10 protein-coding genes and 3 rRNA genes are annotated in these 25,620 nt (G+C 40.7%); 11 read left to right on the forward strand and 2 right to left on the reverse strand.

Going from position 1 to position 25,620, the window contains the following annotated elements:
* The first annotated feature begins 20 nt into the window (after positions 1–20).
* The 7 genes from VEIS1202513_RS00235 to rrf all read left to right on the forward strand — a co-directional run bounded on the left by VEIS1202513_RS00235 (position 21) and on the right by rrf (position 19,885).
* On the forward strand, positions 21–809 hold the full coding sequence (locus tag VEIS1202513_RS00235; protein ID WP_005384742.1) for a hypothetical protein: 789 nt from the start codon (positions 21–23) through the stop codon (positions 807–809).
* A gap of 776 nt (positions 810–1,585) precedes the next feature.
* Positions 1,586–11,659 carry an ESPR-type extended signal peptide-containing protein gene (locus VEIS1202513_RS00240; protein ID WP_213467470.1) on the forward strand — a complete coding sequence of 3,358 codons (10,074 nt, stop codon included), beginning with the start codon at positions 1,586–1,588 and terminating at the stop codon, positions 11,657–11,659.
* Positions 11,660–11,747: 88 nt separating this feature from the next.
* Entirely contained in the window at positions 11,748–12,548 is an 801-nt protein-coding gene (locus tag VEIS1202513_RS00245) for a hypothetical protein (RefSeq protein WP_213467471.1), read from the forward strand.
* Positions 12,549–13,164: 616 nt separating this feature from the next.
* A complete protein-coding gene (locus tag VEIS1202513_RS00250) occupies positions 13,165–14,049 on the forward strand; it encodes a YadA C-terminal domain-containing protein (protein WP_213467472.1) in 885 nt (294 codons plus the stop codon).
* Positions 14,050–14,857: 808 nt separating this feature from the next.
* A 16S ribosomal RNA gene (locus tag VEIS1202513_RS00255) occupies positions 14,858–16,420 on the forward strand.
* 338 nt (positions 16,421–16,758) lie between these two features.
* A 23S ribosomal RNA gene (locus VEIS1202513_RS00260) occupies positions 16,759–19,693 on the forward strand.
* Between the two features lie 75 nt (positions 19,694–19,768).
* A 5S ribosomal RNA gene (rrf, locus tag VEIS1202513_RS00265) occupies positions 19,769–19,885 on the forward strand.
* Together the 16S, 23S and 5S rRNA genes form the textbook arrangement of a ribosomal RNA operon.
* Positions 19,886–20,585: 700 nt before the next feature.
* On the opposite strand, the gene VEIS1202513_RS00270 is transcribed toward rrf, so the two are convergent.
* Positions 20,586–20,861: a helix-turn-helix domain-containing protein gene (locus tag VEIS1202513_RS00270; protein WP_213467473.1), complete on the reverse strand. Its 276-nt coding sequence runs from the start codon at positions 20,859–20,861 to the stop codon at positions 20,586–20,588.
* Complete coding sequence (locus VEIS1202513_RS00275) at positions 20,839–21,234, reverse strand: type II toxin-antitoxin system RelE/ParE family toxin (protein WP_244856271.1); 396 nt, start codon at positions 21,232–21,234, stop codon at positions 20,839–20,841. Before VEIS1202513_RS00275 ends, VEIS1202513_RS00270 begins: the two co-directional genes overlap by 23 nt.
* Before the next feature lie 407 nt (positions 21,235–21,641).
* Between VEIS1202513_RS00275 and VEIS1202513_RS00280 the strand changes: the two genes are divergently transcribed.
* From VEIS1202513_RS00280 to VEIS1202513_RS00295, 4 genes are all read left to right on the forward strand, one after another.
* A complete protein-coding gene (locus VEIS1202513_RS00280; protein ID WP_213467474.1) occupies positions 21,642–22,013 on the forward strand; it encodes a CGGC domain-containing protein in 372 nt (123 codons plus the stop codon).
* A 217-nt stretch (positions 22,014–22,230) separates the two neighbouring features.
* A complete protein-coding gene (locus VEIS1202513_RS00285; RefSeq protein ID WP_213467475.1) occupies positions 22,231–23,520 on the forward strand; it encodes a M48 family metallopeptidase in 1,290 nt (429 codons plus the stop codon).
* Between the two features lie 327 nt (positions 23,521–23,847).
* On the forward strand, positions 23,848–25,164 hold the full coding sequence (locus VEIS1202513_RS00290) for a pyridoxal phosphate-dependent aminotransferase (RefSeq protein WP_105094005.1): 1,317 nt from the start codon (positions 23,848–23,850) through the stop codon (positions 25,162–25,164).
* A gap of 122 nt (positions 25,165–25,286) precedes the next feature.
* Entirely contained in the window at positions 25,287–25,565 is a 279-nt protein-coding gene (locus VEIS1202513_RS00295; RefSeq protein ID WP_005387370.1) for a type II toxin-antitoxin system Phd/YefM family antitoxin, read from the forward strand.
* Positions 25,566–25,620 lie beyond the last annotated feature (55 nt).

Below are 25,620 nucleotides of genomic sequence, written 5' to 3' on the forward strand. Positions count from 1 at the left end.
ATAGAAAAGAGGAATATAGAATGAAAAAATCTACATTACTTGCTTGTGCAGCGGCTCTTGTTATTTCTACAGGCGTTGTAGGTGCACAATCCGCTCCAACATATGACGATAATTTGATTTTACGTAATCCAGTATCTGCTCCAGCATTGGGCAATGTAGTATTGGTTCCAGTGGCTAGTCCACAAACAGTGTCTGCTGTTCATGACTATGTAAAAGCTTGGCAAAATGCGGAGATCAACATCGCAAAAGCTAAAGTGAAATACGAAAACCATGAGCGTATGACTAAAGCTGAGAAAAAATGGTTACATTCCTATGATAAACATAATTACGCTGACTACTTCCGTACACATTCCATCGGTCGTGTACATGGTCAAGAAGTGTTCTTGAACTGGAATGGTGAAAACCGTAATAAAAACGAATACGAATATTTCGAAATGCCTAAATACAATAAAGAAGATGGCTTCACTAACAGCTATGGTTACAATGTATTGCGCGGCATGACAGATCGTATTAACGAAATCATCCAAAAACAAAAAGAAGTTGGCGGTCCTATGACTGACGACGAAGCACAAGCATTAGAAGATGCTATTTTGGATGTAATGGCTAAAGACCAAGAAAACGTTTCTAACGAAGAACTTCGTCACTACATGAACGAAACAATCTGGTTCGCAGCTAAACAAACTGTAAAAAATAAAGCTAGTGAAGAACCTACTGTTCAAGATGAACACACTGTAGATCTTCGTGAAGCGATCAATCGTCCAGCTAACCAAGAAACTAAAAAAGTAGACTTGCGCGCTGCGATTCAATAATAAGGTTTGTAAATTTAACTATAAATCATTAACACACTGAGAGCTCGGCATAAACGATATACAATGAATTAGGAAGATGATGTGTGACGCACAGTGTATATAATGAACAACTACATATGGCCCTCATACGGCGATTGTTTGAGGGCCTTGCTGTTCCCTGGACCCCGACTAGGGCACACAATCCTTATGCGAAACGACGCCATCCGAAAGGATGGCGTTGTTTTTTTGCGTTTATATATTGTTTTCTATACGTATATGACTCAATAAGATGACTCTATAATTGTGTAATTATAAACAATTATAAAATAATAGACTGATTATATTAACTACCTATTTCTACTCATTTATGAAGAAACGCTTGTTTGCTATGTTGATGACTTCATCTAATTTAGAATGTTTATATATGTAAGATGAAGATGATCTTGCATAAGATATTCAAATATAATGTAAATATAAACTGGGGTGCTCTGTTTTATACTCTTATATATATAATGTATTATATTATATATAATACTATTATAAAGAAAAGCCTTATTTTATGCGGATGTGGAGATATTTCCACATATCTAGAAAACTCGATTTATATTATTTAGAAATATAAAATTTATTTTAATTATTTTAGGAATTTCTATTTACAATTAGTTTATAAATTGTTATCATATTAATATCTTAATGAATGGTATGTGAACGTGTGTCATAAACAATTCATGAAACAAAAAATGTATATAAGGCATTTAGTGTTTTCTTTATAAGAGAGAAAGGGGTTCATAGTTTCTATGAATAAGGTTTTTAAGGTCGTTTATAGCAAATCTAAAGGTTGCTACGTAGTAGTTCCTGAAACTGCTAAAAATAATAACGGCAAGAAAAAAGTTTTGGCTAGCGTATTGGCTGGCTTGGCACTTGTTGGTGCAGGTGCTCATATGGGCACTCCTGTAGAAGCGTATACTAGTCCAGATAGAAGCGTTAATACAGATAACAGTCGTATCAATATTGCGGCTAATGCTAAACCTGCTAACAGTGTTGGCGTTAATTCAATCGTTGTAGGTTACCAAAATACAACTGATAATGAAGATGGTACTACAGCTCTTGGTGCTAATAACCAAGCTTATGGTAACTCTGGTTTAGCGATAGGTAATCAAAACGAATCTAGCGGTGGCGCTTCTACTGCTATTGGTGCTGGCAACAGAGCAAATGGTGCTGCAACGGTAGCTATTGGTAACGTAAGTAATGCGAATGCAAATGGTGCTATTGCTATTGGTTCCTATAATAATGTCAACTATACACCTAACACTTGGCAAACAACACCAAAACAAGCTGGCGATCACTCTATCGTTGTTGGTAGTTATTCACATGCTGCAGGCAATCAAAATGTTGCGATTGGTAATAATGTAAAAACTGAACATGATGATTCTGTAGCTATTGGTGCTGATGTTTCTGCTTTGGCAGGTCACAACATTGCTATCGGTTCTGGTGGAACAAAGGCACAATCTGCTCCAGGCAAAACTGGTTCTGCAGCAATTGCGATTGGCCTTAATGCACAAGCTACATATGGTAATGATACTGGTGCATATGACATGATTGCTGTTGGTAATCAAGCAACTGCATCTGCTAATGCTGCAACAGCTATTGGAACATTATCTAAAGCAACTGGTAACAACTCTACTGCAATTGGTAATAAAGCTACAGCATCTGCTTCCGGTGCACTTGCATTTGGTCAAGCCACACAAGCGACTGCACATGGTGCTCTTGCTACAGGTAATGGCGCACAATCTAAGGGTGTAGGTTCCACTGCTGTTGGCCGTACTGCAAAAGCTAATAATGATGGTTCTGTTGCAGTAGGTTTTAATGCAGAGGCTACAGGTGACCATGCAATTGCAATTGGTGGTGATGGTAAAGGCGCTGCTTTCAATGATAGCCCTAATACATACGATGGTTTAGGCAATAAAACTACAGCGACTGCAACAAATGCTATTTCTGTAGGTTATAATGCAAAAGCTGATAAAGTGGATGGTGTAGCACTAGGCTCTAATTCTGTTACAACTACAGACAAAGGTGTTGTAGGTTATAACCCATCCGATCCACATGAACGTAAATACGCTCCATTAACTGGTAATGTGAAAACAGCTACTACAGCTGCTGTATCCATCGGTAATGGTCAACAAATGACTCGTCAATTGACTGGTCTTGCTGCAGGTACTGCAGATACTGACGCTGTTAACGTGGCTCAATTGAAAAACGTTGGCGTTGCTGTAACTGGTAACACTGGTAAAAGTGATTTCTTAACTGATGGCGGTAAATTGAACGTTATCGGTACAGGTCGTGTATCTACTGTAGCGGCTCATGACGGTGCAAAAGACTCCAGAATTACTGTAGGCTTTGATGATACTGGTATGGTGAGAGCTGGTAAAAATGTTACTGTTGATGAAAAAACTGTAGACGGTCGTACTACTTACACAATCAACGCTGCTGATACAGCTGCTAAATATGACTTCTTAACAAATGCTACAGCAAACGGTGGTAAAGTTGACGGTGAAGCAACACCTACAAAAGTTCAAAGCGGTAACACTGTTAACTACGCAGCTGGTAAGAACTTAACAGTTAAACAAGATATTGAAACATCTCTTGGCCAACAAACATATACATACTCCTTGAACAAGGATCTTAAAGAAATTACATCCATCACTAATAAGGATGGTGGTACTACATTAAACTTTGGTCCTAATAACATCAGCATCACTGGTGGTAACCTAGATCTTGGTGGTAATAACATTACTAACCTTAAATCTGGTGGCGACACAATCAACAATGCTGCAAATATCGGCGATGTTACTCGTATCTCCAAAGCTAATGATAAACACATTAAACCAGGTGAATACGCAGTTGATAACAACGGCAAAGTAACTATGACATACGTTGATGGTAACAACAAAGACGTTGCTAACGAAACTGCTGTTATCACAGGTATTGCTAAACAAGATCTTTCCAATATCAACAAGGGTGGCGAAACAGTCATCCAAAATCTTGCTAAAAAATCCATCGATATGGAAAATGGTAAGAATACAAAGGTTAGCAACCGTGAAATCAATGGCGTTAAAACTTTCAAAGTAGATGTTGAAGGTGATTTGACTGACATTACATCCATCACTAATAAAGGTGGCGACGGCAAAGTTGTATTTGGTGGTAACCAAACTGTAAACGTTGCAGGCGATCACAACATTAACTTGAATGCTAAAGTTGGTGACATCACTGGTTTAACTAACGTAACTTTGGATGCCCCTGACTTCGCTAAAAAAGGTCGTGCAGCAACTGAAGAACAATTGAGCATCGTTAACAACGGTTTCAATAACACAGTTGGTTTGACTGGTAACACAGGCGCTACTGAATTACAAAAATTGAACAAACAAGGCGGCTTGAGCTTTGGTGTAGTTGGTGCTAACAATGGTGAGTACATTAAAACAACTGCATCCGGTAGCAATGTAGTAGCTGACTTATCCGACAGCGCTAAAAATAAATTGAACAGCACTGTTGTAGTAGAAGGTAAAAATGCTGCGAAAGTAACAAGCAATGTAATTCAAAATGCAGATGGCAGCACAAAAACTGTATATACTGTAGATGTTAACAACGTAAAACCTACTGCAGCTTCTACTGAAAAAGTACAAGCTAAAGCAGACGTAGCTGGTTCTAGCGACAAAAACATCGCTAAAGTTGCTCCTAAAGCAGGCGATCAATTCGGCGAAGCTGGCGCAACTTACGAAGTAAACGTATCCCGTAACGACGTAAAAGATGCAGCTCGTGAAGCAGTTACTGTAAATACTACAAACACAACTAACAACCCTATCACTGTTACACCTGTACAAGATGAAGCAAATCATAACACTACATACCAAGTAACATTCGATGGCGACAAAGCTGCTAAACAAATTCCTTTGACTTACAAAGCGAATGGCACAAACGAACAAAAGGTTACATTGGATAAAGGTTTGAACTTCACAAACGGTAAAAACACAACAGCTTCTGTAGATGCTGAAGGCGTTGTTAAATACGATGTGAATAAAGATTTAGTTAATATCAATTCCATTTCCAATACTACAAATGGTCCAAAAATGGAATTTGGTCCTAACTCCATCAACATCACAAATGGCCCTATCAACATGGGTGACCAAAACATCGCTAACCTTAAATCTGGTGGCGATGTAGTGAATAACGCAGCTAACATTGGCGACGTAACTCGTATTTCCAAAGCTAACGACTTGCACATTGCTCCAACATCCTCTGATCGTCAAGGTGAAACTACTACATCTTACGCTTACGATGCAGCAAGCAAATCTGTAACATTGAAATACAATGATGGTAACGGCGTTAATCAAGCTGGTACAGTAGCGAAAATCGACTTGTCCGGTTTGGCTGATCAAATCAAAGATGGTTACTCCTTCTCCACTGACGCTAAAGGCAATGTAGTTGGTAACCACGCTGTTACAGCTGTTGGCAATGGTAAAACTGTTTCCTATGCTGCAGGCGATAACTTAACTGTAAAACAAGATATCAATGCTGCAACTGGTGAACATACTTACACATATGCATTGTCCAATGATGTTGATTTGACTCCAAATGGTTCCTTGAAAATTGGTGACACTATTCTTAACAATGGTGGCTTAACAATTACAGGTGGCCCATCCGTAACTAAAACTGGTATCAACGCTGGTAACTTGAACATTACTAATGTGAAAGCTGGCGTAAACGATACTGATGCAGTTAACGTAAAACAATTGAAAGATGCTCGTACAGTAGTAACTTCTAACGATAACTCCGTAACAGTTAATAAAACTGAAAACGGTAACCAAGTTACTTATGACTTGCATGTAGCTCCAGGCGCTGCACAATCTGTATGGAATGTGAAATCCACTGGTAATATAACTGCTGATTCCGAAGCAGCTGCAAAAACTATCACTGATGGTAAAACAGTTGAAATGGCAGCAGGCAAAAACTTGACTGTAAAACAAACTAGCAACACAGATGGCGCTAAAGTTGAATTTGGTTTAGCTGGTGACTTGACTAACATCAAGACTATTAAAAACGAAGGCCCTGCTACTTTCACAATTGGCGGCAACGAATTCAAATTCGATGGCGGCAATGTGAACATGGGTGATAACAACATCACTAACCTTAAATCTGGTGGCGATGTGATCAATAACGCTGCTAACATTGGCGATGTTAAACGTATCTCCAAAGCTAACGACATTCATATCAAAGACAAAACATACACAGTGAACGCTGATAAAACAGTTACATTGGAATATGTTGATGGCAATGATAATGCAGTGAACAAAACAGCTAAGATCGACTTGAGCAACTTGCCAACAGGCGATAAAGCTGCTGTTGAAAGCGTAGTTAAAAAATCTGCTGCTGCAGGCGACACTAACATCGCTGACATCACTGTAGCTGACGGTAAACAAACTGGTGATGCGAATGCTAAATACGAAGTAAATGTTTCCCGTAATGCTGTTAAAGATGCAGCTCGTGAAGCAGTGACTGTAAACAATGCAAACAACAGCAACAACCCAATCACTGTTACACCTGTTCAAGATGAAACAAACCATAACACAACTTACCAAGTAACATTCGATGGCGATAAAGCGGCTAAACAAATTCCTTTGACATACAAAGCGAATGGCTCTAACGACCAAAAAGTTACATTGGATAAAGGTTTGAACTTCACTAATGGTTCCAACACAACAGCTTCCGTAGCTGCTGATGGCGTAGTTAAATACGATCTTAACAACAACGTAAACTTGACTCCATCTGGTTCCTTAACTATTGGTGATACTGTTGTTAATAACGGTGGCTTGACTATCTCTGGTGGTCCATCTGTTCTTAAAACTGGTATCAACGCTGGTAACTTGAATATCACTAACGTAAAAGCTGGTGTAAATGATACTGATGCAGTTAACGTTAAACAGTTGAAAGATTCTCGTACAGTAGTAACTTCCAACGATAATTCCGTAACAGTTAACAAAACTGAAAACGGTAACCAAGTTACTTACGACTTGCATGTAGCTCCAGGTGCGGCACAATCCGTATGGAATGTGAAATCCACTGGTAATACAACTGCTGATTCCGAAACTACTGCAAAAACTATCTCCGATGGTAAAACAGTTGAAATGGCAGCAGGTAAAAACTTGACTGTTAAGCAAACTAGCAACAACGACGGCGCTAAAGTTGAATTCGACTTGGCTAACGATATCAAGATTGGTAATGATGGCAAAGACGGTAAAGACGGCGTTGATGGTAAAATTGGCGTAAATGGTAAAGATGGTTCTTCCGTTGTGATCAACGGTAAAGACGGCTCCATCGGCCTCAATGGTAAAGACGGTAAAGACGGTCTTACTATGAAAGGCGAAAAAGGTGCTGACGGTGTAACTCGTATCGTTTACGAAGATAAAACTAACAACAAACATGAAGTAGCTACATTAGATGATGGTTTACGCTTCGACGCTAACTCTGGTGGCGAAAAGAAAAATAAACTTGGCTCTAAAGTAACTGTAAAAGGTACTGGCGCTAAAGCTGATTCCGAATATGATTCCTCTAACATCAAAACTAGCATCACTCAAGGTGCTGATGGTAACAGTGAAATCAATATCGGTTTGGCTAAAGACTTGAACAACATCAACACAATTAAGAATGGTGGTAATGCTACTTTCACAATTGGCGGTAACGAATTCAAATTCGATGGCGGCAATGTGAACATGGGTGGCAACAACATCACTAACCTTAAATCTGGTGGCGATGTAATCGATAACGCTGCTAACATCGGCGATGTAAAACGTATTTCCAAAGCTAACGATTTACACATTGCACCAACTCAATCTGATCGTGCAGGTGAAACTACTACATCTTACTCCTACAATGTAGCAGACAAATCCGTTACATTGAAATACAACGATGGCAATGGCGCTAACCAAGCTAATACAATCGCGAAAATCGACTTGTCTGGTTTGGCTGATCAAATTAAAGACGGCTACTCCTTCTCCACAGATGCGAAAGGTAATGTAGTTGGTAACCACGCTGTAACAGCAGTAGGCAACGGTAAAACTGTATCCTACGCAGCAGGCGATAATTTGACAATTACTCAAAATATCGATAATGCAACTGGTGAACAAACTTATACATATGCATTGTCTAATGACATCAAAGTTGGTAACGACGGTAAAGATGGTAAAGACGGTGTTGACGGTAAGATTGGTGTAAACGGTAAAGATGGTTCTGCTGTTGTAATCAACGGTAAAGACGGTTCCATCGGCTTGAATGGTAAAGACGGCAAAGACGGTATTACTATTAAAGGCGCTAATGGTCAAGACGGCGTAGACGGTAAAAATGGTACTAATGGTATCACTCGTATCGTATACGAAGATAAAAATAACAATAAACACGAAGTGGCAACTACTGACGACGGCATGAAATATGCTGGCGACGATGGTCAAACTGACTCCACTAAAGTTATCGCTAAGAAATTGAACCAAACATTGGATATCACTGGTGGTGCTAATAGCTCTAAATTGACTGAAAACAACATCGGCGTGAACAACGTAGATGGCAAATTGAAAGTTCAATTGGCTCAAAACATCAACTTGACTCCAGCAGGTTCCTTAACAATTGGCGATACGAAGATCACTGACGGTGGTTTGGTAATCAACAATGGTCCATCCATCACTAAAGGTGGCATCAATGCTGGTGACTTGAACATCACTAACGTGAAAGCTGGCGTAAATGACACTGACGCAGTTAACGTAAAACAATTGAAATCCGCTAAGACAGAAGTTAAAGCTGGTGACAACGTAACAGTTGATAAAACAATTGGTGCTGATGGTCAAAACATTTACACAGTAAATGCAAAAGCAACTAACCTTGGCGATGCTGAACTTAACTACACAGCTAACGGCGGTGCTAAACAAAAAGTTAAATTGTCTGAAGGCTTGAACTTCGTTGACGGTAACTACACTAAAGCTTCCGTTGATGCAAACGGTGTTGTTAAATACGACGTAACACTTGGTAAAGTAAGAGACGGCGTTGACGGCAAACCAGGCGTAGATGGCCAAAATGGTATCGCAACAGTTAAAACTGTAGTAGATACAATCAACAACTCCGGTTGGAAAGGTGACGTTACTGGTAACACAGTAGGCGATCACAGTGCAACAATCGTAAAACCTGGCACAACTGTAAACTTCGGTGCAGGTAAAAACTTAACTGTTGAACAAATCGTTGATGCAGTAACTGGCAACCACACTTATAACTATGCATTGTCCGACGATATCAAAGTTGGTAATGATGGTAAAGACGGCAAACCAGGTGTTGACGGTAAGATCGGTGTAAACGGTAAAGACGGTTCTGCTGTTGTAATCAACGGTAAAGACGGCTCTATCGGCTTGAATGGTAAAGACGGTAAAGATGGTCTTACTTTCAAAGGTGCTAACGGTCAAGACGGCGTAGACGGTAAAAACGGTACTAACGGTATGACTCGTATCGTTTACGAAGATAGCAACAAGAACAAACACGAAGTTGCTACTACTGATGACGGCTTGAAATTCACTGGTAACAATGAAAGCGTTGTAAACAAAAACAAACTTAACTCCACAGTTAAAGTTAAAGGTGAAGGCGTTACTGAAGAGCAAGAAAAAACATTTGAATCTGCTGCAGGTAACATCGCTGTAACTGCTGATGGTAACGATACTTTGAACATTCGCTTGAATAAAAACATCAAAGGCATCGACTCCATCCAAACTAAGGAAATCCACTTAGGTACACCTGATAATTACACAACAATTAAGAAAGATGGAGACCGCATTAAATACGGCGACAAAACATTCGCTAACACTGACGATATTTGGACAATCCAAGCTAATGGCACAGATGTTCCAGCTAACGGCGGTAAAGTAAATGTTAAAGGTGCTGACGGTATCACAGTATCCAAATCTGCTAATGGCGAAATGACAATTAGCGGTGCTGGCCTTGGTACAATGAACAGCTTCAACGTTAAATCTTCTGGTAATACTACTGCTGATTCTGAAACAGCAGCTAAGAGAATTACTGATGGTAAAACTGTTGAATTCTCCGGCGGTAAAAACCTCACTGTAAAACAAACTAGCGACGAAAACGGTGCTAAAGTAGAATATGCATTGAGCAACAATGTAGATCTTACTAATAAAGGTTCCGTAACAATTGGCGATACTAAGATCACCGATGGTGGCTTGGTAATCAACAACGGCCCATCCGTAACTAAAGACGGCATCAATGCTGGTAATAAACAAATTACTAACGTTGAAGACGGTGTAAACGACACTGATGCGGTTAACGTACGTCAATTGAAAGCAGCTAAAACTAACCTTGTTGACGGTCAAAACACTAAAGTGACTGGCGACGGTTCTAAAGCTAACCCTTACAAAGTTAATGTTGAAGGCGATTTGAACAAAATTACTTCCATCACTAACAAAGAAGGGGATGGCAAATTAGAATTCAAAGGTGACCAAGTAGTTAACGTAGCTGGCGACAACACAATCAAGCTTGATGGTAAAACTGGTGACATCACTGGCTTAACTAACAAAACTCTTGATTCCGCTGACTTCGCAACTAAAGGTCGTGCCGCAACTGAAGAACAATTGAAACTTGTTCAACAAGAAGCAGCTAAGAAATCTACTGAAAAAGTACAAGCTAAAGCTGATGCTAATAACATCGCTAAAGTAGCTCCTAAAGCTGGCGATACATTTGGTGCAGCTGGTGCAACATATGAAGTATCTGTAGATAAAAATGACGTTAAAGATGCAGCTCGTGAAGCAGTTACTGTAACAGGTGACAACAAAGCGATCACTGTAGACGTTCAACCAAATGCTACTAACCATACAACTAACTACCAAGTTAACTTCAATGGTAAGGAAGCAGCTAAACAAATTCCATTGACTTATAAAGAAAATGGTGGCAACGCTAGAACAGTAATGTTATCTGATGGTTTAGACTTCTCTAACGGCGTAAATACTACTGCTCACACTGATGCGAACGGTAAAGTATCCTTCGACGTGAAAGGTGACCTCACTAACATCACTTCCATTTCCAATAACTCCAATGGTCCTAAAGTATCCTTCGGTGGCGATACTGTAAATATCACTGGTGGCAACCTCAACATGGGTGGTAACAAAATCACTAATGTTCAAAAAGGCACTAATGATACTGATGCAGTAAACGTTAAACAATTGAAAGATTCCCGTACTACATTGACATCTGATGATCATTCCGTAGTATTGAAGAAAACTGAATCTGCTGACGGTGGCTTGAACTATGACCTTTCTGTAAAAGGCGCAGTTGACCCTCGCGTTGATCAATTGAACGAAGAAATCGGCCGTGTAGGTGCTCAAGGTGCAGCATTGTCCGCATTGAAACCTATGCAATATGATCCATTGGAACCAACTCAAATTATGGCTGGTTACGGTAACTACCGTGGTAATTCCGCGATTGCAGTGGGCGTAGCTCATTACAAAAACGAATCCACAATGTTCCATGGTGGCTTGTCCTGGGCTGGCGGTTCTAGCCATATGATGGCGAATGCTGGTGTAACTTGGAAAGTTGGTAACAGAGATGCTGAAGCAGCTGTAGCAGATCGCTACCGCAAAGGCCCTATCAGCTCTGCATACGCAGTACAAACTGAAATGGCAGCAATGAAAGCTCAAAATGCCGGATTAAAAGGTGAAGTATCTGACTTGAAATATGAAAACGAACAAATTAAAGCTCAAAACGCTGGTCTACAAAGTGAAGTAGAAGTATTGAAAGCTCAAATGGCTGCAATGATGGCGAAAATGGGTATGTAATTTAGTTAGCAAATGGATACAACTGGTACGGGTTCCTTCGGGAGCCCTGAACCAGCACATTAATTCGACTATGAAAAGAGGAATAGATATGAAAAAATCTACAATGCTTGCTTTCACAGCGGCACTTTTATTGAGCGCAGCATCCTTTACTGGTCACGCAGCAAGCGCACCAACATATGATGATAACTTGATCTTGCCAAACCCTGCATCCGCACCTGGTTTGAGCAATGTTGTATTGGTACCTGTGGCTAGCCCACAAGTAGTACAATCTCTTCATGATTATGTGAAAGCATGGGAAAATGCTGAACAAAAAATCGCTTTAGCAGAAGCTAAACGCAACAATCATGAACAATTGACTAAAGCTGATAAAAAATGGTTGCATTCCAAAGATAAACATAACTATGCTGATTACTTCCGTACACATTCTTTAGGTCGTGTACATGGCTTTGAAACAGCTTTAAATTGGAACGGCGAAAACCGCAACAAAAACGAATACGAATACTTTGAAATGCCTAAATACAATGAAAAAAATGGCTTCGTAAATAGCTATGGTTACAACGTATTGCGTGGCATGGTAGATCGTGTTAACGAAGTTGTACAAAAGCAAAAACAAGTAGGCGGTCCTATGACTGACGACGAAGCACAAGCATTAGAAGATGCAATCTTGGATATCCTTGCGCAAGAGCAAGAACATGTATCTAACGAAGAACTTCGTCACTACATGAACGAAACAATTTGGTTCGCTGCTAAAGAAACCGTTAAAAACAAAGCGAGCGAAGAACCAACTACTGCTGATGAGCACGTAGTAGACCTTCGCAAAGCTATTAACGAACCAATGGGTAGCAATGACTACAATAAAGTTGATTTACGCAGTGCGATTCAACAATAAACGATATCTATAGTAATGTAGGTGTTGTAGCCTTTTCTTCTCTCGTTAAAAGGCTTAGTTGATCTCTAATACATACTGATGATATATGATGTATCCCTTACATACACATATATCTAAAATGACACATTGGCCCTTATATTGAGTTTATGAGGGCCCTATACCCTGGACCCCCGACTAGGGAACACAAATCCTTATTAAACAACGCCATCCGGTTGGATGGCGTTGTTTTTATTTTATATAGTATTTTGGTATATAGTGTTTAGACTTATGCTTAAAAGCTATTAAAAGCTATTAGTTAACTACATAAAATCAACTAATAGCTTTTGATTTTTAACTATTCTATAGGAATGAAAATAAAATGAAATTCACATTGACTTTATAATTAAAAGCCCATATAATGACGATAAATTGCTAAAATTCGTTTGTAATTAATACTCTGTATATGTTCGGAGCAAAATGGTGTGAAGATGTAAATAAGAAATATTTAATGTATACTTGCTATGCTATTTCTTTTATTACATCTTTGCCGTTTTTAATATTTTTAAGTCGATTATTTGTCGACACATTTAAAAAGGCAATATTATTTATTTAGAAAACAAATAAGGAGACAATTTAAATGAATAAAAAATTACTGTTAATGGTTGGAGTATTATCTATTATTGGTTCTACTACTATGGCAGCTAATGAAAATACTGTAATTGAAAATAAGCCAAATGGCGATGTGGTTTATCGTGCAGAACATGTATTAGATCCTGGTCGCAATATTTATGACAAAACTACAATTAATCATAGTGGAATCGTGATTAATCGTAATAACGATGTAAACAATATTTATATTGGTTTTAATAATCCTCATTTAGCTGAAAACGATGGCATTGGTTATGTTAGTTTTGGCAACAGTATTATTCATCATGTTGCCAATGGCATTGCCGGAGATGATGTTGTCACTGTATTCCAACTAAAAGATGTAGAATCTATTGCAAAAAATAACGAAGAAGTAATTAATGATATTTCTAAAGATGTAGAAAAAAATAAAGTAATTGGTAAAATTTCTATGGATTGGTTAGAAAATCATGAAGGACGAATTCAAAATTTAGAAGATAGAGTTGTTGATATTAGTAGCAATACTTTAAAACAAGCTAATCAGTATACTGATGCACGAATAGCAAAAGTAGGAGCATCTGCCTCTGCGTTAGCAGCATTACATCCGCTTGACTATAACCCTGATCATAAAGTTGATGTTATGGGTGGCGTAGGTCATTATCGTGGAAAAACAGCAGCAGCTTTAGGTGCAGCTTATCGCCCTAATGAAAACTTAATGTTTACAGTTGGAACAGCTATAAATGGTAAAGACTCTTCTGTAAATGCAGGTGTATCTTATAAAGTTGGAGCTAAAGATAGTACATATAAAAGCCAAGCTTCATTAGCAAAAGATGTAGAAGACTTAAAACAAATGGTAATTAAATTACAAGCTGAATTAGAAGAAGCACGTAAGAAATAATTAATAAAAAAGAGAAGCTTTGGCTTCTCTTTTTTACATTGATATAGATAACAAAATATTGGGCATTGAATAACCACAGCAAATTATAACAACTGGAAAGATTATTATAGAACAATATATAGTATTATATAGTGACATAGAATGATATACAGTCATATATAGTCATATATAATCATATATAATCATATATAATCATATATGTTGTTCTGATAAATATATTAGTATAAAAAGGATAATATATACTTAATTAGGGTTATAAACTCAAATTGAATAGACTATTTATAAAACTAATAACTACTATATGTAGTATATATGGTGGAGAAATATACTATATAAGGTGATTCAGAAAAAAGTTTGCAAAATTTTAAAATTAGGGGTTGCGCCCCTCGATTCTTTGTACTATAATAGCTATGCAGTCGTTCGAAGCGACTGTTTATTAGTTAGCAAACACTAGATAAAATCTATGTTTGTTGATAATCGTTTTAGAATAAAAACGTAATTCCTGGTTGAAACAGAAATTACAAAATTCTAAAAAAAGATTATAAAAAGGTGTTGACATGAAAGTGACAACATGTTATTATAATCTAGTCGCCAGTTGGTGAAACACTTCGAAAGAAAGTGCATCGGAGCTAGATAAAATCTAGTTTAACTGGTACAGATCTTTGAAAACTGAACAATGATAGGTAATCAATCATATGATTGAACATATGCCAGAGTGCGGGTTTTGACAAAGTCAAAACCAACCATAATTCAAAGTTACTTAAATGTAACGACAACAAATAATGAGCTATTCAAATAGCTTCAAGATATCTTGGAGAGTTTGATCCTGGCTCAGGACGAACGCTGGCGGCGTGCTTAACACATGCAAGTCGAACGAAGAGCGATGGAAGCTTGCTTCTGTCAATCTTAGTGGCGAACGGGTGAGTAACGCGTAATCAACCTGCCCTTCAGAGGGGGACAACAGTTGGAAACGACTGCTAATACCGCATACGATCTGACCTCGGCATCGAGGATAGATGAAAGGTGGCCTCTATTTATAAGCTATCACTGAAGGAGGGGATTGCGTCTGATTAGCTAGTTGGAGGGGTAACGGCCCACCAAGGCGATGATCAGTAGCCGGTCTGAGAGGATGAACGGCCACATTGGGACTGAGACACGGCCCAGACTCCTACGGGAGGCAGCAGTGGGGAATCTTCCGCAATGGACGAAAGTCTGACGGAGCAACGCCGCGTGAGTGATGACGGCCTTCGGGTTGTAAAGCTCTGTTAATCGGGACGAAAGGCCTTCTTGCGAATAGTTAGAAGGATTGACGGTACCGGAATAGAAAGCCACGGCTAACTACGTGCCAGCAGCCGCGGTAATACGTAGGTGGCAAGCGTTGTCCGGAATTATTGGGCGTAAAGCGCGCGCAGGCGGATTGGTCAGTCTGTCTTAAAAGTTCGGGGCTTAACCCCGTGATGGGATGGAAACTGCCAATCTAGAGTATCGGAGAGGAAAGTGGAATTCCTAGTGTAGCGGTGAAATGCGTAGATATTAGGAAGAACACCAGTGGCGAAGGCGACTTTCTGGACGAAAACTGACGCTGAGGCGCGAAAGCCAGGGGAGCGAACGGGATTAGATACCCCGGTAGTCCTGGCCGTAAACGATGGGTACTAGGTGTAGGAGGTATCGACCCCTTCTGTGCCGGAGTTAACGCAATAAGTACCCCGCCTGGGGAGTACGACCGCAAGGTTGAAACTCAAAGGAATTGACGGGGGCCCGCACAAGCGGTGGAGTATGTGGTTTAATTCGACGCAACGCGAAGAACCTTACCAGGTCTTGACATTGATGGACAGAACTAGAGATAGTTCCTCTTCTTCGGAAGCCAGAAAACAGGTGGTGCACGGTTGTCGTCAGCTCGTGTCGTGAGATGTTGGGTTAAGTCCCGCAACGAGCGCAACCCCTATCTTATGTTGCCAGCACTTTGGGTGGGGACTCATGAGAGACTGCCGCAGACAATGCGGAGGAAGGCGGGGATGACGTCAAATCATCATGCCCCTTATGACCTGGGCTACACACGTACTACAATGGGAGTTAATAGACGGAAGCAATACCGCGAGGTGGAGCAAACCCGAGAAACACTCTCTCAGTTCGGATCGTAGGCTGCAACTCGCCTACGTGAAGTCGGAATCGCTAGTAATCGCAGGTCAGCATACTGCGGTGAATACGTTCCCGGGCCTTGTACACACCGCCCGTCACACCACGAAAGTCGGAAGTGCCCAAAGCCGGTGGGGTAACCTTCGGGAGCCAGCCGTCTAAGGTAAAGTCGATGATTGGGGTGAAGTCGTAACAAGGTAGCCGTATCGGAAGGTGCGGCTGGATCACCTCCTTTCTAGGGAGACATACACCAGGCCAAGAGCTTGGATGTCACTTAGGTCGACACTTTGGCCAGTAAGTAGACGTAGCATATGCGCTAGCTGTACTTACAACCTAACATTGTTCGGTTTTGAGAGATCTGTAAAGACTCTCAAACAACTCCATAAAGGAGTTTTGTTCTTTGAAAACTGCATAGAAGAATTAATATATATTTGTAAGGTCATCTCTTAGAATTTCTAAGTAGGTTGACCCGAGCACATAGGAAATAATTCTCTGACTTAATGGTGACGTACATGAAAATGTACGGCTACAAAATAAACGACAATGTATCTAATGCATGTCAATGAAATCTTAAGTAAAGATTTTAAGGGCGTACGGTGGATGCCTTGGCGATATCAGCCGAAGAAGGACGCGGTAAGCTGCGATAAGCTACGGAGAGGTGCAAGCAACCTTTGACCCGTAGATTTCCGAATGGGGGAACCCGGCAGTGGTTATGCACTGTCACCCATAGCTTAGACTATGAGGAGGGCACCTGGGGAACTGAAACATCTAATTACCCAGAGGAAAAGTAATCAAACGAGATTTTCTTAGTAGCGGCGAGCGAACGGGAAAGAGGCCAAACCGGAGCGGGCAACCGCACCGGGGTTGAGGACAGTCATCAAGTGTAAATGAGGTAGAAGAATCGAGCTGGAAAGCTCAGCCGCAGAAGGTGAAAGCCCTGTAATCGAAACCTTGCATACATGGGACTGTATCCAGAGTACCACGAGACACGTGAAACCTTGTGGGAAGCAGGGGGGACCACCCTCCAAGCCAAAATACTGATATCGACCGATAGCGCATAGTACCGTGAGGGAAAGGTGAAAAGAACCCCTGGCGGGGAGTGAAAGAGAACCTGAAACCGTATGTCTACAAACAGTCGAAGTCTGTATATATATCAGGACGACGGCGTGCCTATTGAAGAATGAACCGACGAGTTACTGTTGCTAGCGAGGTTAAGTGGAAAACACGGAGCCGCAGCGAAAGCGAGTCTGAACAGGGCGTTCAGTTAGTAATAGTAGACCCGAAACCGTAGTGATCTATCCATGGCCAGGTTGAAGCACAGGTAAAATTGTGTGGAGGACCGAACTCGTGAGCGTTGAAAAGCTTTGGGATGAGTTGTGGATAGGGGTGAAATGCCAATCGAACACGGAGATAGCTGGTTCTCCCCGAAATAGCTTTAGGGCTAGCCTCGAGGTTGAGAGTATAGGCGGTAGAGCACTGATCGGGCTAGGGGCCATACCGGTTACCGAACCTAGTCAAACTACGAATGGCTATACTTATACTCGGGAGTCAGACAGTGAATGATAAGGTCCATTGTCAAGAGGGAAACAGCCCAGAACACCGACTAAGGTCCCAAATGTTACACTAAGTGGCGAAGGATGTGGAATTTCCAAAACAACCAGGATGTTGGCTTAGAAGCAGCCACCATTTAAAGAGTGCGTAATAGCTCACTGGTCGAGAGACTCTGCGCCGAAAATGTCCGGGGCTAAAGTGTAAAACCGAAGTCGTGTCATATGCAGCAATGTATATGGGTAGGGGAGCGTTCTCATTGGGTTGAAGCAGTACCGTAAGGAGTTGTGGACTGATGAGAAGTGAGAATGTCGGTATGAGTAGCGAAAAGAATGGTGAGAATCCATTCCACCGAAAGCCTAAGGGTTCCTGAGCAACGATCGTCGTCTCAGGGTAAGTCGGGACCTAAGCCGAGGCGGAAAAGCGTAGGCGATGGACAACAGGTTGAAATTCCTGTACCGGTGTGAATCGTTTGATCGATGGAGTGACACAGTAAGGTAGGTCAGCACGCGATTGGAAGTGCGTGTTTAAGCATGTAGGTTGAGCTATAGGCAAATCCGTAGCTCTAAAAGCTGAGATGTGATGACGAGTTACTAGCGATAGTAACGAAGTGATTGATCCTACACTGTCGAGAAAAGCTTCTAGGTAGAGACACATCGCCCGTACCAAAACCGACACAGGTAGGCGGGGAGAGAATCCTAAGGTGCGCGGGAAAACCCTCGTTAAGGAACTCGGCAAAATGCCTCCGTAACTTCGGGAAAAGGAGGACTCATGTAGTGTGAAGTGCAGCAACGCATGGAGCATGAATGAGTGGCACAAGAGAGGCGCAAGCGACTGTTTACCACAAACACAGGTGCCTGCTAAAGCGAAAGCTGATGTATAGGTGCTGACACCTGCCCGGTGCTGGAAGGTTAAGAGGAGGGGTTAGACTTCGGTCGAAGCTCTGAATTGAAGCCCCAGTAAACGGCGGCCGTAACTATAACGGTCCTAAGGTAGCGAAATTCCTTGTCGGGTAAGTTCCGACCCGCACGAAAGGTGTAACGACTTGCGCACTGTCTCAACGAGGGACCCGGTGAAATTGAAGTACCTGTGAAGATGCAGGTTACCCGCGACTGGACAGAAAGACCCCATGGAGCTTTACTGCAACCTAAGATTGAACTTAGTTAATGAATGTACAGGATAGGTGGGAGACTTAGAATCTAGGACGCCAGTTTTAGAGGAGTCGTTGTTGGGATACCACCCTTTCATTAATTGATTTCTAACGGGCCGAGTAACGACCGGCCGGACAGTCTTAGGCGGGCAGTTTGACTGGGGCGGTCGCCTCCTAAAGAGTAACGGAGGCGCCCAAAGGTTCCCTCAGAGCGGACGGAAATCGCTCGAAGAGTGTAAAGGCAGAAGGGAGCTTGACTGCGAGACGGACAGGTCGAGCAGGGACGAAAGTCGGGCTTAGTGATCCGGTGGTGCCGAGTGGAAGGGCCATCGCTCAACGGATAAAAGCTACCCTGGGGATAACAGGCTAATCTCTCCCAAGAGTCCATATCGACGGGGAGGTTTGGCACCTCGATGTCGGCTCATCACATCCTGGGGCTGAAGTAGGTCCCAAGGGTTCGGCTGTTCGCCGATTAAAGTGGTACGTGAGCTGGGTTCAGAACGTCGTGAGACAGTTCGGTCCCTATCCATCGCGGGCGCAAGAAACTTGAAGGGGGCTGCTCCTAGTACGAGAGGACCGGAGTGGACGAACCGCTGGTGTACCAATTATCCTGCCAAGGGTACAGTTGGGTAGCTACGTTCGGGACGGATAAACGCTGAAAGCATCTAAGCGTGAAACCAGCCTTGAGATGAGGTTTCTCATAGCATAAGCTAGTAAGATCCCATGTAGACGACATGGTTGATAGGCCAGGTGTGGAAGAGCCGTGAGGTTTGGAGCTGACTGGTACTAATAGATCGAGGGCTTTACTTAAATAAACATTAAGCAGACATGTGCAAACAAATATATATACTTCTATGTGGTTTTCAGAGTACAAACTCTGACAGATTCAGTGGCGATGGCTATGAGGATCCACCTGTTCCCATCTCGAACACAGTAGTTAAGCTCATAAACGCCGAAAGTACTTGGCTGGAGACGGCCTGGGAGGATAGGAAGCCGCTGATTAAGCATAAAATAGAGGGTCAACCCTAAAAGGTTGGCCCTCTATTTTTGTGCTCTAACGAGCACAGCTTTTATACCTGCTAGAGCCGTCTCCAGTCAAGGTTGTACAAGTTTTATCTATGTGTGTTAATCAATAGAGTCGGCGTTGGGAAAAGTAGGGCAGTAGAAGATGGAGGAGTGAAACGACGACAGATTCACTGCATCACTTTCTTCCGAACGTAAGATTTACCGAACTGCGAAGCAGAGAAGGGAAATCCACAGTGAGGAAGCAAGTAGGGCCACCGAAAAGTAACTAGATCTATGCGACGTATGGGGCCCACACATCACTTTCTTCCGAACGTAAGATTTACCGAACTGCGAAGCAGAGAAGGGAAATCCACAGTGAGGAAGCAAGTAGGGCCACCGAAAAGTAACTAGATCTATGCGACGTATGGGGCCCACACATCACCTTCTTCCGAACGTAAGATTTTCCGAACTACGAAGCAGAGATGGAAAATCCACAGTGAGGATTGATAGGAAGCCGTGGCTAGTGGTAGGAGGCAAACTAAATCTACACGCTAACGCGGCACAACGTGCCAATGTTACCAAACCGTAAAGTAGTTGAGTAACTCTACATTATGTAAATAAAACTCCTATTGAAGTATTTATTTAAAAACGTATAAAACCCCTATAATCCATCATACCGGCTTATAGGGGTTATTTCTTATACTAAGCTTATCTTTAATTGTTTATCTAAAGCAAATGCAATTTTACACATAGTAGTTAAACTAGTGTTTGCACCTTTCTCTATACGTGCGATTGTAGACTGTGGCACACCAGATTTTTTCGCTAAATCACGTTGTGTTAAACCCGCAGCTTCCCTCGCTTTTAATACTGCTACTGCATTTTCTAATCTAGCTTTTTCTTCTAAATAGCTTTCTGTTAAAGCAGGATTATTTCTATCTTTCTCAAATATCTCATCTAATGTTTTTAGTGGCATAATACTCCTCCTCAAATTCGTATTTTATTTGTTTTGCTCTTTCTATTTCTTTTATCGGTGTTTTTTGCGTTTTCTTAGTAAATCCATGAGTGATAATATATTGGTTGTTTTTTACATGGAAGTATAAAACTCTTTGAATATTTGACGAAACTTTTGATCGTATCTCGTTTATTTCGCTATCTAATTTTTTTACCCATTCAAGTTGAATTGCTGCTTGTATACCAGCTTCTTCAATCATTTCTATTGTGGCACGTAATTTATTTCTGTCTTTAACAGGAAGAGAGTTATAAAACTCTTCAAACTCGTTATGACCATTTGGTCTAGTATAAGATATAAACTTCGGTTTCTCCATCCAAATCCTTCTTTCTTTCATGATAGCATATATGCATTCAAACCTCAATTTTAAAGTAATTGCTCATCCGAATTCTTACTTTTACTATATAGATAAATTGTTAGACTTTTGTAGCTTAAAGAAATAATGAGCATAGTTCTTTAGGCTTGTAATCACTATTCAAGTCTTAAGGTATTTAACTATCCTTAAAGGTCTATAAATAGAAGAAATCAAGTTGTATCATTTATTATTATAAATACGTTTAGTAGTTTATATTCATTAAGACATTGGATTATGTTGGTAAAACAAGGGGATACGAAAGGGAGATATTAAGAATTTGTCTAAATTTACCTATCTATAATTATCATTAATGAACGTGCTTTAGGATACGTTTTTTCCTTATAGCTATGTTATACTAATTCTAATACTATATTTTCATAGGAGGTCTTATGACTAAGAAAATTGCGGTTCTCGTGAATGAGGATACAATGCAGCGCTGTTCTTGTGGCGGTTGCTTAAAAGCATTTATGAATAAAGCGGATTCCTTTGAGCGTTATGCAGATGAGGATATTGAGTTGGTAGGTTTCACCCATAGCGGTGGTGATCTTGCCAAGAAAATCGAGTCTTTCAAGAAAAAAGGTGTTACTACCGTCCATCTTTCTACATGTACGCGTGGTAAGAATGAAAATTATGAAAGCATCGCAGAGCAGTGCGCAGAGGCAGGCTTTGATGTAGTGGGCTATACCCATGGTGCTGCCGTTTCTAAAGACGGTAAAGAAGCCGTTATACTTTCAGCAAAATCTGTAGTAGGTGATGAGTAATCTGTGATAGCGAAATAATTTAAATCTGTGATAGCGGAACAATTTAAAATAGATGAATAATTGTTCCACTATTCATTTTGTATTTACTCTGAACATATAAGATGTAATCAGTGTGTAAATATTGTGATTGAGAGAATGGTGATACTGTTACAATACGTAAAATACGATTGATAGTGGTATCTATATATAGAATTGAGACATTTGAGAGGTTAATACAATGAACAAGAAACTTACAGCAGCTACGTTATCTGTAGCTATGGCAGCGACAATGGCACCTGCTATTATGCAAACAGCTCCTGTGAATGCTGCATCTAGTGCAGTACAAACATTGGCAGGTGGTGCTGTTGCTATGGCTTATGTATCGACTGCATTAAATAAAATGGATAATTCCGAACAAGGCCAACAAGAAAGTTTGGCACGTACTAAGGAGAAAACTGGTTACTTGAACGATAGTGCAGCGCAAGCACGTGTACAACGTATCCTGAAAACTTTAGAGGCTTCTCCTAGCGTAAAACGTTCTTATGTTGTCTATGCAAACCCTGATACAGAGTTTAATGCCTTTGCAACGCTTGGTCGCGTTATGTCTGTTAATAAAGGTGCTTTAGATACTCTTGATGATGATCAATTGGCTTATGTAATGGCCCATGAAATTGCTCATGGTGAGCATAAAGATATTATTAATGGCGCTAAAAAGCAAATTGGCCTTTCTACAGCAGTCGGTATTGCAGCTGGTGGTAGTGAAGGTGCTGCATTATTATCTAATGTAGCCGGCAACTACTTGTCTAACCAAGTATTTACAATGAGCCAAGAAAAAGCAGCCGATGAATTAGGCTTCAAGATTTTAAGTGAATCTCCATACAATGTAGGCGGTGCAGCTGGTTCTATGGCGGTATTACGCAACAAAGTGGGGGAACACTATCGTGAAGGGCTTTCACAAGTAGTGGCACCTAATAACCATCCTAAGTTGTCTGATCGTGTAAATAACAATATTTCCCGCATGTACACATACTCTGGAAACCACGTAAACGTGTCTAATGGCGCAGTTTACGTGAACGGCGATAATATCTATAGCCCAGCAGGTAGCGGCCGCTATACAGGGGAAGAACGTGCGTATTACATGGCTGGTAAATTAGCACGTCTGTACCATAACAACCAAATTACGCCAGGCGCTGCATCTTACAGCGGTGGCACTGTAACGGTTGCAGGCCAATCCATCGTATCTACTCCAAGTTCTGACGTAGCACTACAAGTGGCGACAAACCTTAATAATGCATTTGTAAAACCAGCAGGGGCAGCAGTCAATGCTAAAAATCCTGGAAAGGTAAAACAAGAGAAACCTAAAAAGGTAAAACAAGAAAAGGCTAAACCTGTAAAAACTGAAAAAGTTAAATCTGCTAAAGGTAAAGAAGTAAAACCCGTTACTAAGGCTTCTACAACAAAACATACAGCTAAAGCTACAAATCATTCAAACTCTACGAACAGTGGACGTAAAACAATCGATAGATAATAATTGTTACAGCTATAAAAGACCGGGCTATAAATAGCTCGGTCTTTTTTGTATGCCTTGAAGGCTACTGTATTACTGTATGGAACGAATAGTATATACGTTAGTCTGTATATGTTATAAAACTATAGATTTTCTATAACAAAAGCACTATAATATTAAGTATCTATATATATCAATATATTGGGAATTTTTTTTATATAAGAATATTATCTTTGTGATGTGCAAGCTTGTTACCCGTAGTTGTGCGTCTAACATTGCGCTTGTTACTTTCACAGTTAGCATAGCCTCCCATAGAGGCCGTTTCTTTTTTAGAGGAGTTGGATCTGAATGAAACAACCAGAATTGTCGCCGTATATGATGGCTCGAAAGCCATCTGGCATTCGCTTAGGACAAATTAAATTCTTGGAACGTAAGAACCCACCAATTTTGGTGAATGGTTCTATTGGTAATGTAATGCGTCCTATGCATCCCGCCATGCAGCGTCGGTTGTTCGATTTGGGCGGTGTGAATAGTCCGTTCCATAATGGTATCGTGCCATACGTACCAACTACGGGGACTGATGAATGTCGCGAAGCATTCCTTCACATTTTACGCAGCCAAGGTTTCGATACAACTGGTCTTGATGTACTCGTAACCGACGGTGCATCCATGGCGATGGAAATCATCATGCTTGGCGTGTGTGGTGGTGCAGGCGAAGAGGAACGTCCTCTTTTAATGTTCAACCCATCTTATACAAACTATGATGCGGTTGGTCTTCGTATCGGTCGTAAAACTGTAACTGTTGAACGTCGACTTAACGAAGATGGTGAGTTTGAGTTACCATCCGTTGAAACAGTAGAACAACGTATTATCGATACAAAACCAGGTGCGTTGCTCATCATTCCTTACGATAATCCAACAGGTCAATTATTCAGTAAAGAAACGTTGATTGAATATGCAAAATTATGTGTTAAACATAATTTGTGGATTATTTCTGACGAAGCGTACCGCGAATTGGCTTACGAAAAAGGGAAAGAAACATCTAGTATCTGGGCTTTAACCGATAAGGATGTGCCTGGCATTGAAGGCCGTCGTATCAGTCTTGAAACGGCTAGTAAGGTATGGAATGCTTGTGGTCTACGCATTGGCGCCATCATTACAGATAATAAATTATGCTATGAAAAATCTGTAGCTGAATATACAGCAAACCTTAGTGCTAATACACTAGGCCAATATATCTTTGGTGCTTTGGCTCATGAAAGCCACGCAGAGCTTCATAACTGGTATGAGCAACAACGGGACTACTATCGTAAGATGATCTTTGAACTCCATGAAGGTTTTAAAGCGGTAGAACCTGATTTCATCGTATCTCGTCCAGAAGCGTCTATTTACTTTGTTATCGACGTACGGAAGGTAGCAAAACCTGGCTTTGATGGTGTAGAATTTGCTTCTTGGTGTGCTGAACATGGTGCAGTAAGCCTTGATGACGGCAAAGAGTATACACTTCTCATGGCTCCACTCAATGGTTTCTATAGTGGCAAAAAAGGTGAAGAGAATCCCGGCAAAACACAATTGCGCGTATCATTCTGTGAAAATCCAGACCTATTGCGCTTGGCACCTGAATTACTATCTAAACTATTCAGAGCTTACGAAGCACAACGATAGAAGAAGTATAATTCCAATATAATAGATGCCCTCCTTTTGGAGGGCATTTTTAGTTGAATTATTATTACCATAATATTGTTAGTAAAATTAATAAAATAATGATAGAATTATGATATAAGGAGGTGTATATATTGATTAATATTAGACCTGTATCAGACTTGCGTAATAAATTTCCTGAAGTTGAAGAAACCGTTATTACAACGAATTCGCCTGTATTTTTAACTAAGAATGGATATGGAACTATGGTGTTAATGAGTATTGAACAATATTCAGCATTAACAGATCCTATTGAGTATGCCTTGGATGAAGCCGATTCTGCAGCAAAAGAAAGTAAAATTCGATACTCTGGTGCCGATGTATTTCGTCGCGTAAGGGAGAGAATCGATGGAGCGGAAATATAAACTTACGATTTTACCATTAATTTACTATAATCGGCGAGATTTACAAAATATATTA

It is taken from the genome of Veillonella orientalis (assembly GCF_018406505.1).
Classification (GTDB): Bacteria; Bacillota; Negativicutes; order Veillonellales; family Veillonellaceae; genus Veillonella; species Veillonella nakazawae.

Bases quoted from the DNA above. Each gene is read 5' to 3' on its own strand.
- VEIS1202513_RS00235 (WP_005384742.1), top strand. From the start codon at position 21: ATGAAAAAATCTACATTACTTGCTTGTGCAGCGGCTCTTGTTATTTCT.
- VEIS1202513_RS00240 (WP_213467470.1), top strand. From the start codon at position 1,586: ATGAATAAGGTTTTTAAGGTCGTTTATAGCAAATCTAAAGGTTGCTAC.
- VEIS1202513_RS00245 (WP_213467471.1), top strand. From the start codon at position 11,748: ATGAAAAAATCTACAATGCTTGCTTTCACAGCGGCACTTTTATTGAGC.
- VEIS1202513_RS00250 (WP_213467472.1), top strand. From the start codon at position 13,165: ATGAATAAAAAATTACTGTTAATGGTTGGAGTATTATCTATTATTGGT.
- VEIS1202513_RS00270 (WP_213467473.1), bottom strand. From the start codon at position 20,861: ATGCCACTAAAAACATTAGATGAGATATTTGAGAAAGATAGAAATAAT.
- VEIS1202513_RS00275 (WP_244856271.1), bottom strand. From the start codon at position 21,234: ATGAAAGAAAGAAGGATTTGGATGGAGAAACCGAAGTTTATATCTTAT.
- VEIS1202513_RS00280 (WP_213467474.1), top strand. From the start codon at position 21,642: ATGACTAAGAAAATTGCGGTTCTCGTGAATGAGGATACAATGCAGCGC.
- VEIS1202513_RS00285 (WP_213467475.1), top strand. From the start codon at position 22,231: ATGAACAAGAAACTTACAGCAGCTACGTTATCTGTAGCTATGGCAGCG.
- VEIS1202513_RS00290 (WP_105094005.1), top strand. From the start codon at position 23,848: ATGAAACAACCAGAATTGTCGCCGTATATGATGGCTCGAAAGCCATCT.